Origin of the sequence: Aeromonas sp. R3-1 (genome assembly GCF_040908345.1) — a bacterium.
Taxonomy (GTDB): Bacteria; Pseudomonadota; Gammaproteobacteria; order Enterobacterales; family Aeromonadaceae; genus Aeromonas; species Aeromonas veronii.
In genome coordinates, this window is sequence record NZ_JBFODN010000217.1 from 1 (window position 1) to 13108 (window position 13108).

The window sequence follows — 13108 nt, forward strand, 5'->3', positions numbered from 1 at the left end:
ATGTATGACGGGGTGGCCCAGAGTCTGCGCCGCTTGCAAAGCCTGGGCTACAAGCAGGCGATCGTCACCAACAAGCCGAGCGATTTTGTCGCGCCTATTCTTGATGCCCTTGGCATCAGCGATTGCTTCGAACTCTGGCTTGGCGGCAACTGCGTGCCGGTCAAGAAGCCGAGCCCGGAGCCCTTGCTGCACGCCTGCCAGGAGTTGGGGGTGAGCCCGGCTCGCACTCTAATGGTGGGCGACTCCGAAAATGATGTGCTGGCGGCCAAGGCGGCTGGCATGAAGGTGGTGGGTCTTACCTACGGCTACAACTATGGCCGTCCCATCGCCGACTCCCATCCAGACTGGGTATTCGAGCAGTTTGCCCAGCTCGATGCACTTTTGGTCTAATAGCGCAGCTGGGCTGGCTGAATAACAAGGATTAACACTCTCATGACTAAACCAATCGTATTGAGCGGAGCGCAACCCTCCGGTCAACTGACCATCGGCAACTACATGGGGGCCCTGCGTCAGTGGGTCAACATGCAGGATGAGTTCGACTGCCTCTACTGTATCGTCGACCTGCATGCCATCACCACTCGCCAGGACCCGGCTGCCCTGCGCAAGGCTTGTCTGGACGCGGCCGCCCTCTATCTGGCGGTCGGTATCGATCCCAAGAAGAGCACCGTCTTCATCCAGTCTCACGTGCCGCAGCACGCCGAGCTGGGCTGGATCCTCAATTGCTATACCCAGATGGGTGAGCTGTCGCGCATGACCCAGTTCAAGGACAAGTCCGCCCGTTTCGAGAACAACGTCAACGTCGGCCTGTTCGGTTATCCGGTGTTGATGGCCGCTGATATTCTGCTCTATCAGGCCAATCAGGTGCCGGTCGGCAACGACCAGAAGCAGCATCTGGAGCTGACCCGTGACATCTGCACCCGTTTCAACAACCTCTATGGTGACGTGTTCACCATGCCGGAACCCTTCATTCCGACCGAAGGGGCGCGGGTGATGAGCCTGCAGGATCCGACCAAGAAGATGTCCAAGTCGGATGACAACGAGGCCAACTTCATTGGCCTGCTGGAAGATCCCAAGCAGATCGTCAAGAAGATCAAGCGTGCGGTGACCGATTCCGACGAGCCGGCTGTGGTGCGTTTCGACCCGGAAAACAAACCGGGTGTCTCCAACCTGCTGACCCTGATGTCCGGTGTGACCGGTCGCTCCATCCCCGAGCTGGAGCAGCACTTCGAAGGCAAGATGTACGGTCACCTCAAGACCGAAACCGCCGAAGCCGTGGTGGCGCTGCTGGAACCGATCCAGGCCCGTTTCCACGAGTTGCGTCAGGATGAGGCCCATCTGATCGCGATTCTGGCAGAAGGAGCACAAAAGGCGCGCGAAAGAGCTGAAAAAACCCTGACCAGCGTATATGATGTAGTCGGCTTCGTTCCTCGAGCCTGACATACTGGGAAGGTGTAGTAGAAGAGAGCTGGGTATTTGCCTGGCTTTCTTTATTTTCTGCCTAGCTATTTTGTTTAATTTCTTTATTTCAACCTGGGTAATATCCCCAAGAGAAAGCATGCCTGTTCAACCAACTATTTCTGCTGAAGAGCTGAGTGACAAAGGTCACTGGCTACGTAAATTTCGCAAGGCGAAAAACCTCAATACCCTGCAGTTGATGGTCTCCAATGCCATCGACAAGCACCATAAAACCCCTGCCGTTGCTGCCGCCATCTATCTGGCCGAATGTCAGCGTGAACGGGAAATGGAACAGGGTCGTTATCTCGATCGTTAATTCTCCGCTGTTGGTTATCTCATGCTGTTGTTGATCGATAACTACGACTCTTTTACCTGGAACCTGGTGCAATATTTCGGCGCCCTGGGACAAGAGGTTGTGGTCAAGCGCAATGATGAACTGACGCTTGATGCCATAGCGCAGCTCTCCCCCCGTTTTCTGGTGATCTCTCCCGGTCCCTGTACGCCCAATGAGGCGGGGATCTCTCTCGACGCTATCAGCCACTTTGCTGGCAAGCTGCCCATTCTCGGCGTCTGTCTCGGTCATCAGTCGCTGGCGCAGGCCTTTGGCGCCCGCGTAGTGCGTGCCCGTCAGGTAATGCACGGCAAAACCTCGCTCATCCGCCATTGCAATGAGGGGGTGTTCAAGGGGCTCAACAACCCGCTTCGGGTGACCCGTTACCACTCGCTGGTGGTGGAGCGCGACACGCTGCCCGACTGCTTCGAGATCACCGCCTGGAGCGAGCATGCCGATGGCTCGTTTGACGAGATCATGGGGCTGCGCCACAAGACGCTCCCCATCGAGGGTGTTCAGTTCCATCCGGAGAGTATTTTGAGCGAGCAGGGCCATCAGTTGCTGGCCAACTTTCTGGCGCGTTCATAAAAAGTTGTGATCGCCTTCTCAAGTTCGAGAGAAGGCAAAAAAAATTTCCCTGACACTTTATTCACCCCCTCTCCTGCCCAAATTATCTCTTGCCAAGCCCCCCTGAGTCGTTATGCAATGCGGTTGCCTAAAATCTCAAGAGCAATCGAACATTGTTCCTTATAGGCCGTCTTGTTACAGACTTTTTACTTTATTTCTGTGATAATCCCGTCACGTTTACACGGATTTAACTTTTGGGCGGTGGATTATTCTGTCGCCGAATCGAAGGAGAGCTATATGTCAGAGTTGTTGGCAGTGACACGTGAAGTGTTTGATGAAGTGATGGTTCCCAACTATGCGCCCGCCAAGGTCATCCCGGTGCGTGGTGAAGGGTCACGTGTCTGGGATCAGGAAGGGCGCGAGTATGTCGACTTCGCCGGTGGCATCGCCGTCAACGGTTTGGGTCACTGTCATCCCAAGCTGGTCGAGGCCCTGAAAACCCAGGGCGAGAAGCTGTGGCACCTCTCCAACGTCATGACCAACGAGCCGGCCCTGCGTCTGGCCAAGAAGCTGGTCGCCGCCACCTTTGCCGACAAGGTCTACTTCTGCAACTCCGGCGCCGAGGCAAATGAAGCGGCCCTCAAGCTGGCTCGCCGCTACGCCATCGAGAAGTTTGGCGAGCAGAAGACCCAGATCATCGCCTTCAATCAGGGCTTCCACGGTCGTACCTTCTTTACCGTCAGCGTCGGTGGCCAGGCAGCCTACTCCGATGGCTTCGGTCCCAAGCCCGGTGATATTACCCACGTACCCTACAACGATCTGGCGGCGCTGGCCGAGGTGATCTCCGACAACACCTGCGCCGTGGTGATGGAGCCGCTGCAAGGGGAGGGGGGCATCATTCGTCCTACCGACGAGTTTGCCAAAGGGGTGCGCGAGCTGTGCGACAAACACAATGCCCTGCTGGTGTATGACGAAGTGCAGTCCGGCGTCGGCCGGACCGGTGATCTCTATGCCTATATGGGTCTGGGCGTTACGCCGGACATCCTCACCAGCGCCAAGGCGCTGGGGGGCGGTTTCCCCATCGGCGCCATGCTGACCACCAACGAAATCGCCTCTTACTTGAAAGTGGGCACTCACGGCTCTACCTACGGCGGTAACCCGCTGGCCTGTGCGGTCGCCGAGGCGGTGATCGACGTGATCAATACTCCGGAGGTGCTGGCTGGCATCAAGCAACGCGAACAGCTGTTCCGCGAGGGGCTCGAGGCAATCAACGCCAAATACCACTGCTTTAGCGAGATCCGCGGCAAGGGTCTGCTGCTGGGCGCGGCCCTGAGCGATGCCTACAAGGGGCGTTCCCGCGACTTCCTGCTGGCCTCCATCGATCAGGGGCTGATGGCACTGGTGGCTGGTACCAACGTGGTTCGTTTTGCCCCTTCACTGGTGATCCCGGAAGCGGACATCAAGGAAGGGTTGGCCCGCTTCGAGAAGGCGGTTGCCCAGGTGGTTAACGCCTGATTCCAAATTGAGGTGGGGAGCTCTCCCGGCAGGAGCCGGGACCCCACCTGTCGTCAATGAAAGGGAGTTGTCATTTATGTTGGTTATCCGTCCCATCGAGCAAAAAGATTTTGCCGGGCTCAAGACCTGCGCCATCGAGTCCGGCACCGGCATGACCTCGTTGCCCGTCAACGATGAGCTGCTGCAGCGCAAGATTGACGCCTCTACCCAGACTTTTTCCGACAAGCCCGCCGGCAAGGGGGACTGCCTCTACTTCTTCGTGGCCGAGGATCTGGAGACCGGCGAGATGGTGGGCACCTGTGCCATCGATGCCGCGGTTGGCCTCTCCCAGCCGTTTTACAACTACCACATCGGCAAGGTGGTGCACTCTTCTCCCAAGCTCGGCATCTACAACGTCGTTGAAACCCTGACCCTCTCCAACGACTACACCGGCAACTCCGAGCTCTGCACCCTGTTCTTGCGCGAATGTGCCCGCGAGGGGCTCAACGGCCGCCTGCTCTCCAAGCACCGCTTTCTGTTTATGGCCGAGCACCCCGAGCTGTTTGACGAGACCGTCTTCGCCGAGATGCGTGGCGTCTCCGATGCCAACGGTCACAGCCCCTTCTACGAGTGGCTGCAAACCCACTTCTTCTCGATGGATTTTCCTACCGTCGACTATCTCACCGGCATCGGCAAGAAGCGTTTTATCGCCGAATTGATGCCCAAGTACCCCATCTACGTCAATTTGCTGAGCAAAGAGGCGCGGGCCGTCATTGGCCAGACCCACGAGAAGACCCGTCCCGCCATCAAGATGCTGCAGGACGAGGGCTTCGTGAACCGTGGCTACGTCGATATTTTCGATGCAGGCCCCACCGTTGAGTGTGACGTGAAGAATATCCGCAGCGTGCGCCGCAGCAAGAAACTGCGGGTGCTGGTGGGCGAGCCCATCGGTGGCAAGACCCACCTTATCTGCAACAGCCGTTTCGAGCATTACCGCGCCTGCTACGGCAATATCCGGGTCGATCTCGACAAGCACGAAGCCATCATTCCGCCCAAGATGGCGGCGGCACTCAAGGTGCAGGATGGCGACATGGTGCGGGTGGTTGACCTCGACTGAGACAAACAGGACAAGCAAACCGATTATCAGACAGGCAGCCGAGGCTGCCTGCCAGCGACAGGGAGTGAATGGATGAGCCAGTTAGTGCAATTTATCGACGGTCAGTGGCTTGCCGGTGAAGGCAAGCCGTTCGAGTCAACCGATCCGGCCAAGAACGAGGTGATCTGGCAGGGGGCTGCCGCCAGCACGGCGCAAGTGGATGCCGCCGTCAAGGCCGCCCGTGCCGCCTTCTACCACTGGGCGGACATGAGCCTTGAGGATCGTCTGGCCATAGTGCGTCGTTATGCCGACCTGCTCGGCGAGCAGAAAGAGGCGCTGGCCCTGACTATCGCCCGCGAAACCGGCAAACCGTTGTGGGAGACCCGCACCGAAGTGGCCGCCATGCAGGGCAAGATTGCCATCTCCATCCGTGCCCACGACGAGCGTACCGGCACCGTTGAAAATGCCATGCCGGGCGCCAAGGCGTTTGTCCGCCATAAGCCCCACGGTGTGGTGGCGGTGTTCGGCCCCTACAACTTCCCGGGCCATCTGCCCAACGGCCATATCGTACCTGCACTGATCGCGGGTAACGCCGTGGTATTCAAACCCTCCGAGCTGACCCCCATGGTGGCCGAGGCCATGGTCAAGGTTTGGCAGGAGGCCGGATTGCCCAAGGGGGTGCTCAATCTGGTGCAAGGGGAGGTCGAGACTGGCAAGGCGCTGGCTGGCAACCCCGATATCGACGGCCTCTTCTTCACCGGCTCCTCCCGCACCGGTCATTTCCTCCATCAGCAGTTTGCCGGCCAGCCGGGCAAAATTCTGGCCCTCGAGATGGGCGGCAACAATCCGCTGATCGTGAAAGACGTGAGCGACATCGACGGCGCCGTCCATGCCATCGTCCAGTCGGCGTTCATCACTTCCGGTCAGCGCTGTACTTGCTCCCGCCGCCTGTTTGTCGAGCGCGGCGAGCGGGGCGATGCCCTGGTCAATCGACTGGTCGAGGTGGTCAGCCAGATCAAGGTCGGCCTCTATGACGCCGCCGAGCAGCCGTTCATGGGCTCGATGATAAGCGAGAAGGCAGCACTGGGCATGGTCGAGGCGCAAGCCAACCTGCAGCGCCTCGGTGGCGAGAGCCTGCTTACCCTCAAGCACCTGGAAGCGGGCACCGGCTTTGTCTCCCCGGGCATTATCGACGTGACCTCAGTGAGCGCGCTGCCGGACGAAGAGTACTTCGGCCCGCTGCTGCAACTCATTCGTTACGATGATTTCGATGCTGCCATCGATCAGGGCAACGCCACCCGCTACGGTCTCTCGGCCGGTCTGCTGGGTGACAAGGAGGCGGACTGGAATCACTTCTTCAAGCGGATCCGCGCCGGCATCGTCAACTGGAACAAACCCATCACCGGCGCCTCCAGTGCCGCGCCGTTTGGTGGCATCGGCGCTTCCGGCAACCACAGGGCGAGCGCCTACTACGCTGCTGACTACTGTGCGTATCCGGTTGCCTCTGTTGAAGACAGCAAGGCCGCTATGCCGGATCAGCTGTCTCCTGGTTTGACGTTTTAAGAGCAAATGGGGATGCCAATGCAGCAGAGATGGCTCAACGCCGCCGACTACTGTGTCATATCCCCGGTTGCCTCTGTCGAAGACAGCAAAGCGGCCATGCCGGATCAACTGTCGCCCGGCCTGCGCTTCTAATAACGACACGGGGCATCCAGCGGTGCCCCCATCTGTACCCGCAATCAAAGGAAAGAGAGATGCAAAAGGATATCGACACCCTATTCAGCCATCTGTGGGACAACTACATCAAGGTGACCCCGAGCGCCCTCAAGGTGCACACCCTGCTGGGTGGCGGCGAGCCCATCGTCAACGATCACGTGGCGTTTCGTACCTACAACCTGCCCAAGCTGGGGCTGGAGAAGCTGGCCGCCCACTTCCTGGCGCTCGGTTACGAGCAGAAGGGCGAGTACGTTTTCAAGGCCAAGAAGCTCTACGCCAAGCACTTCGAGCATCAGGATCCGGACGCTCCCAAGGTGTTTATCAGCGAGCTGAAGGTGGAAGAGCTCTCCCCAGCGGCGCAGGCCATCATCCACAAGCTGGCCGATCAGGTGCCCGATCATCTGACCGACACCCCGGCATTTCTCTACACCGGTGCCCCCTGGCAGGTCTCCTATGCCGATTATCAGACCCTGTTGGCTGAGAGCGAGTACGCGGCCTGGATGGCAGCCTGGGGCTATCGTGCCAACCACTTCACGGTCAATATCAACAAGTTGAAGGATTTCGACACCATCCATCAGGTCAATGGGGCGCTCAAGGCGGCGGGTTTCGTGCTCAACAGTGTGGGTGGCGAGGTGAAAGGGGACCCGCAGGTGATGCTGGAGCAATCCTCCACCATGGCTGACAAAGCCGAGGTGCCGTTCAGCGATGGGGTACGTACCATCCCGAGCTGCTTCTACGAGTTTGCCCTGCGCTATCCGCAGGCCGATGGCGTGCTCTATCCGGGCTTCGTCGAGGCCTCGGCGGACAAGATCTTCGAATCGACGAATGCCATGTAACGGGAGCCACCCTGTTTCAGTCGCAACGCCTCCTTTGTGGAGGCGTTTTGTTTGGCGCAGAGTGACGGTATCGGGTGTTGTCTGACGCCGCGTGAAGAGGGGATTTGGACGGCACCTAACAGGTGGAAATTTGTTGATAAAAATGTGAACGAGATCACTTGAGACGACACAGATTGACGCTGGCGGCGGAGCAAAAAGGAGTAGAATGGCGCTTTATTTTTGCGGGGCCAATCGATGCCTAACTATCACTTTTTCAAGCAAGGTCAGGCGCTTACCTATCTAGATGCCAATGCGCCGAGCTATAGCGATGAGCGTCGTCAACTGGTCGAACAGGGATTTGCCGCCATCGCCGCCCCCACCTTTGCAGATACCCCAGCCGAAGCCCTTGAGCTGCTTCGCACTCATCAGGCACTACAGGATGAGGCCAACGCCAACGCCCTTTGTCTGACGGTTGCTACTATTCCGGCGGTGATCGCAACTCTGTCCGGGCACTGACGCTGCCGCCATGCTCACGTGAATAAAAAATGGTGCCACTGTGATGGCACCATCCTATCGGTTTGCCTGCTTGCCCTGAGTCGCTTACCGCTGGTGCAGGTCACCTTCGATAACCAGCACGGTATCCATCCCTGCCGCCTTGCCTGCCTCAAGCCCGATACGGGTATCTTCAAACACCAGACAATTTGCCGGATTAGCGTCGAGCAGTTCGGCCACCTGCAAGAAGGTGTCGGGGTGCGGCTTGTGGTTGGTGACATCATCGGCGCTCACCACCACCGAGATATAGGCGTCGAGTCCGGTGCTTTTGAGGATGGAGTCCGCCTGATTGCGCGGTGAGCCGGTGCCAATCCCCATCTTGACCTTGCCGTGATAGTGCCTGACCAGCTCCCACATCTTGGGAAAGACGCTGACCTTGTCGATATGTTCCATATAGAGGGCAATCTTGCGACGGGTAAAAGCCTCGACATCCACCGTCAGCCCCTGCTGCTCGGCCAGCATGGCGATGATCTTGCGGGTGGGAATGCCGCCGTACTGATAGAGCTGTTCCCGCTCGAAGGGGATGCCGAATTCGGCGCAGGTGAGCTCCCAAGCATCCAGATGAAGGGGCATGGAATCTACCAAAGTGCCATCCATATCGAAAATCAGGGCATCGTAGTGATCAAACCCGTACTGCTCACGCTTGCTCATGGGGGCTCCTCGAATCAAATAGAGCAGGCTAGCAGAAACGGTCGGCGTTTTGTGGGATCGGCCTCATGGTTGGGCATATTGTGGCCGCCGTTTTTTCTATCTCTTGCTGATTTGTGAGACAATAATCCGTTCATTGCCGGATACTTTGGCATATCAGATCTGCGAGTCCGCTTATGACCTCGAAAATATCCCCCAAAACCATTTTCTCCAGTGTGGCGCTGGTGATCGCGCTTGGTTCACTGGAAAAGAGCATAGTTACCACCCCGCTGCCCATGATTGGCGCCGAACTGCACGCCGGTGCCGCCCTCACCTGGGTGGTCACCGCCTACCTGCTGGCGGCTACCGCCGTGCTGCCCCTCTATGGCAAGCTGAGCGATCTCTTTGGCCGGGTGCGGATGCTCAATATCGGCATCGGCCTGTTTCTGGCGGGCTCGGTGGCCTGTGCTCTTTCCCAGGATCTGCCGACCCTTTTGGCGGCACGGGTGCTGCAAGGGCTGGGGGGCGGCGGCCTGATTGCCCTCGCGTTTACCGTGATTGCCGACACCATTCCGCCGCGAGAGGTGGGCAAATATCAGGGCTACATCTCGGCGGTCTATGCGGTCTCCAGCATCGCAGGCCCCTTGCTCGGCGGCTATTTCACCGAGCAGCTCAGCTGGCGCTGGATCTTCTGGATCAACCTGCCGCTCGGGGCGTTGGCGGTCTTTCTCATCAACCGCAACCTCAAGCAGCTCAACGTCCGTCGCCACAGTCGCTTCGACTGGAAGGGGGCGGGTCTGCTGATTACCGTCACCACGCTCACCCTGTTGCTGCTCTCGCCGGAGGCGGCGCTGCCCGCCGTCTGGCTTTCGGTGGCGCTGGGCGTGGCACTGCTGCTGCTCATTCTGATTGAGCGGCGCGCCCACGATCCCATTCTGCCTGCCCATCTGGCCCGGCTGCCCGGCTATCTGGTGAGCGTGCTGCTGGTGATGCTCTCCCAGCTGCTGATGTTTGCCGTGCTGGTCTATCTGCCGTTGCAGATGCAGTGGCAGAAGGGGATGAGCGCCAGCGAGAGCGGCGCCATCATGGTTATCTTCATGATTTGCATCACTGCCGGCGCCTTTGTCGGCGGCAAGCTGATTGGCCGTACCGGTCACTACAAGAGCTTTGTCGCGGTGGGCTTTGGCCTCGCGGCAGTGGCTCTGTGGCAGATCCACTTCGATGCCTGGGTCAGACTGGCCCTCGGGTTTGCAGGTATTGGTCTCGGTCTGGTGCTGCCCGCCCTCTCGGTGGTGGTACAAAATGCCCTGCCAAGGGAAGATCGCGGCATCGGCATGTCGCTGTTCAACTTCGGGCGGGAGCTCGGTGGTGCCGTTGGCGTGGCTATCTGCTCCATGCTGTTTCACTTCCGCCTGCCAGCCGGCAGCGGTGGCGATGGCGATTTGAGCCGGCTCGCCCCCGATCTGCTGGCCCCGGGCTTCAGCGCAACCTATATCGGCATGGCATTGATCGCCACGCTGGCGCTGCTCATCACACTGCTGGCGTTGAAGCGCCACGAGCTGGCCTCCATCAGCGCCTGATTTGGCCTGCGCCGACATTGGCTCACCATAGATAGCATCAGGGCTCCCCGCGGGGAGCCCTGATTGTTATTTGGCGAATAGCGTGGCTGCTGCCATCAATCCATGCGCGAGTTACTCCTGCGCCGGACTCTCCTTGCCTGCCAGCTGGCTTAGCCAGGCGAAGCGGCGATTGGCCTCCTGCTCCGCCTCTTCATAGAGCTGGCTGGCCACCTCCGGCAGCTGGCGCTCCAGCCGCTGGAAGCGGGGCTCATGGCGCAAGGTCTCGGCCAGCGAGGCATTGGGGGCTCGCGAGTCGAGCGCCAGCGGCAGTTTGCCCTCGTCAGCGCGGCGCGGATCGAAGCGGTAGAGGGGCCAGAAGCCGGTGGCGGTCAGCTGCTTCATCTGCTCGTGGCTCTCGGCCATGTCGTAGCCATGCTCCTCGCAGGGGCTGTAGGCGATGATAAGCGAGGGCCCCGGATAGGCTTCCGCCTCCTGAATCGCTTTTACCGTCTGGTTCATCTGGGCGCCGAGGGAGATCTGCGCCACATAGACGTGGCCATACATCATCACGCTGGCCCCGAGATCCTTGCGCGCCTTGCGTTTGCCCTGCTCGCCAAACTTGGTGATGGCACCGAGTGGCGTCGCCTTCGACTGTTGGCCGCCGGTGTTGGAGTAGCACTGGGTGTCGAGCACCAGCACATTGATGTTCTCCCCCAGACTCAGCACATGGTCGAGCCCGCCAAAGCCGATGTCATAGGCCCAGCCATCGCCGCCGATGAGCCAGACCGATTTTTCCACCAGATAGTCCGCATCGCGAGCCAGCTCTTGGGCTGCCGGGGTCTGGCTCCCCTGCAGCAGCGCTCGCAACTGCTGGATATGGGCCCGCTGCTCGGAAACCGGCAGGGTGGCATCGCCGAGCGCCTCGCGCTGCGCTGCAGGTATGGTGTCGCCCAGGCTAGCCAGCAGACGGCGTACCCGCTCCCTGTGCTGATCGACGGTAAGACGGAAGCCCAGTCCGAACTCGGCGTTGTCTTCAAACAGCGAGTTGGCCCAGGCCGGCCCGCGCCCCTCGGTGTTGGTGGTGTAAGGGGTGGTAGGCAGGTTGCCGCCATAAATGGACGAGCAGCCGGTGGCGTTGGCAATCAGCAGCCGATCGCCATAGAGCTGGGTCAGCAGCTTGATGTAGGGGGTCTCGCCACAGCCGGAGCAGGCGCCCGAGTATTCAAACAGCGGCGAGATGAGCTGGGAGGTGCGGATGTCGATACGCTCCAGCTGCTCGGCGCTGCGCTCTGGCAGGTCGAGGAAGAAGTCGTAGTTGGCCTTCTGCTCGTCGAGGTGATCGAGCCGTGAAGCCATATTGATCGCCTTGCGATCCGGGTTGCTGCGATCCTTGGCCGGGCACACCTCGATGCAGAGGTTGCAGCCGGTGCAATCCTCTGGCGCTACCTGCAGCACGTACTGCTGGCCGCGCATGTCGCGGGATTTCACATCCAGCGCATCGAGAGTGGCGGGAGCAGCGGCCAGCATATCCGGTTCTACCACCTTGGCGCGAATGGCCGAGTGGGGACAGGCGGCGACACAGTAGTTGCACTGGGTGCAGAGCTCCGCCTCCCAGATGGGGATCTCCTTGGCGATGTTGCGCTTCTCCCAGCGGGTGGTGCCGACCGGCCAGGTGCCATCCGGTGGGAAGGCGGAGACCGGCAGGCTGTCACCCAGCCCCGCCAGCATGGCGGCGGTGACGGTCTGGACAAAGTCGGGGGCCTTGGCCGAAACCACCGGTGGGCGGGGGCGGCTGGCGGGATCCAGCTCGCCAAGTTGCACCCGGGTCAGGGCGGCGCAGGTTGCCTCCAGTGCCATCCAGTTGCGCTCGACCAGTGTCTGCCCCTTGCTGCCATAACTGGTGGCGATGGCCTGCTTCAGCAGGCTGGTCGCCTCTGCGGGGGGAATGATGGCGCTGAGCTGGAAGAAGGCCATCTGCATCACGGTATTGATGCGGTTGCCGAGCTGGCAGTCGCGGGCAATTTTGGCGGCGTTGATGATATAGAAGCGCGCCTCTTTCTCGCGCAGGGCGTGCTGCACCTCGCTGGGGAGGCGCTGCCAGATCTCCGCTTCGCTGTAGGGGGTGTTGAGCAGGAAGATGCCGCCCGCCTTCAAGCGTTCAGCCATCCGGTACTTGTCGACAAACTGCCACTGATGGCAGCCGATAAAGTCGGCCTCTTCCACCAGATAGGCCGATTGCAGCGGCCGCTCGCCCACCCGCAGGTGAGAGACGGTGAGGCCGCCCGCCTTTTTGGAGTCGTAGACGAAATAGCCCTGCGGATAGAGGCCGGTGTGGTTGCCGAGGATCTTGATGCTGTTCTTGGCCGCCGAGACGGTGCCATCGCTGCCAAGGCCGTAGAAGAGCGCCTCCAGCTTGTGCTGGTGGCTGTGAATGAGGCTTTGCGAATTCAGCGCGGGCAGCGGTAGTGAGAGACCTGTGATGTCATCGAAGATGCCGACGGTAAAGCGCGGGCGCGGGTTCTCCTGTGCCAGCTCGGCAAACACCGCCAGCGCGCAGGCGGGGCCGAACTCTTTGGAGGAGAGGCCGTAGCGACCCCCAATCACTCGCGGCAGGCTTGCCCGCTCGCCCCGGCTGACCGCTTCGGCCAGCGCCGTCATCACGTCGAGGTAGAGGGGCTCGGCCTGTGCGCCCGGCTCCTTGGTGCGATCCAGCACGGCGATGGTGCGGGCACTCTCGGGAATCGCGGCCAGCAGATGCCCGGCCGAGAAGGGGCGGAACAGCCGCACCTTCACCAGCCCCACCTTCTCCCCTTGGGCAAGCAGGCGTTCGATCACCTCTTCACAGGTGCCAATCGCCGAGCCCATCAGCACCACTATCCGCTCCGCCTGCGGGTGG

Annotated in this window: 12 protein-coding genes; 10 read left to right on the forward strand and 2 right to left on the reverse strand. The window is 60.2% G+C overall.

The window, feature by feature from the left end:
• The 9 genes from AB5Y85_RS14095 to AB5Y85_RS14135 form a co-directional block, all read left to right on the forward strand.
• On the forward strand, positions 1-390 hold a 390-nt coding region (locus AB5Y85_RS14095; RefSeq protein WP_368221599.1), incomplete at its 5' end, for an HAD-IIIA family hydrolase.
• A 42-nt stretch (positions 391-432) separates the two neighbouring features.
• A complete protein-coding gene (gene trpS / locus AB5Y85_RS14100; protein ID WP_005334999.1) occupies positions 433-1437 on the forward strand; it encodes a tryptophan--tRNA ligase in 1005 nt (334 codons plus the stop codon).
• A gap of 118 nt (positions 1438-1555) precedes the next feature.
• Positions 1556-1771 carry a hypothetical protein gene (locus AB5Y85_RS14105; RefSeq protein ID WP_005334997.1) on the forward strand — a complete coding sequence of 72 codons (216 nt, stop codon included), beginning with the start codon at positions 1556-1558 and terminating at the stop codon, positions 1769-1771.
• A gap of 21 nt (positions 1772-1792) precedes the next feature.
• Positions 1793-2374: an aminodeoxychorismate synthase component II gene (locus AB5Y85_RS14110; protein WP_257687012.1), complete on the forward strand. Its 582-nt coding sequence runs from the start codon at positions 1793-1795 to the stop codon at positions 2372-2374.
• 276 nt (positions 2375-2650) lie between these two features.
• A complete protein-coding gene (locus tag AB5Y85_RS14115) occupies positions 2651-3868 on the forward strand; it encodes an aspartate aminotransferase family protein (protein ID WP_103250786.1) in 1218 nt (405 codons plus the stop codon).
• 76 nt (positions 3869-3944) lie between these two features.
• Positions 3945-4964 carry an arginine N-succinyltransferase gene (gene astA / locus AB5Y85_RS14120; RefSeq protein ID WP_005334994.1) on the forward strand — a complete coding sequence of 340 codons (1020 nt, stop codon included), beginning with the start codon at positions 3945-3947 and terminating at the stop codon, positions 4962-4964.
• A gap of 72 nt (positions 4965-5036) precedes the next feature.
• A complete protein-coding gene (astD, locus tag AB5Y85_RS14125; RefSeq protein ID WP_257687011.1) occupies positions 5037-6506 on the forward strand; it encodes a succinylglutamate-semialdehyde dehydrogenase in 1470 nt (489 codons plus the stop codon).
• A gap of 191 nt (positions 6507-6697) precedes the next feature.
• Entirely contained in the window at positions 6698-7495 is a 798-nt protein-coding gene (locus AB5Y85_RS14130; RefSeq protein ID WP_101529509.1) for a DUF1338 domain-containing protein, read from the forward strand.
• Between the two features lie 234 nt (positions 7496-7729).
• The gene (locus AB5Y85_RS14135; protein WP_076491277.1) at positions 7730-7990 is read left to right on the forward strand and encodes a hypothetical protein; all 261 of its coding nucleotides are present in this window, start codon (positions 7730-7732) and stop codon (positions 7988-7990) included.
• Positions 7991-8074: 84 nt separating this feature from the next.
• Here AB5Y85_RS14135 and AB5Y85_RS14140 read toward each other — a convergent pair whose 3' ends face one another.
• Positions 8075-8677, reverse strand: a complete 603-nt coding sequence (locus AB5Y85_RS14140) for an HAD family phosphatase (RefSeq protein ID WP_257687010.1) — start codon at positions 8675-8677, stop codon at positions 8075-8077.
• A gap of 173 nt (positions 8678-8850) precedes the next feature.
• Between AB5Y85_RS14140 and AB5Y85_RS14145 the strand changes: the two genes are divergently transcribed.
• A complete protein-coding gene (locus AB5Y85_RS14145; protein ID WP_257687009.1) occupies positions 8851-10233 on the forward strand; it encodes an MDR family MFS transporter in 1383 nt (460 codons plus the stop codon).
• A 111-nt stretch (positions 10234-10344) separates the two neighbouring features.
• Here AB5Y85_RS14145 and nifJ read toward each other — a convergent pair.
• A partial coding sequence (gene nifJ, locus AB5Y85_RS14150) for a pyruvate:ferredoxin (flavodoxin) oxidoreductase (RefSeq protein WP_368221603.1) occupies positions 10345-13108 on the reverse strand: 2764 nt, incomplete at its 5' end.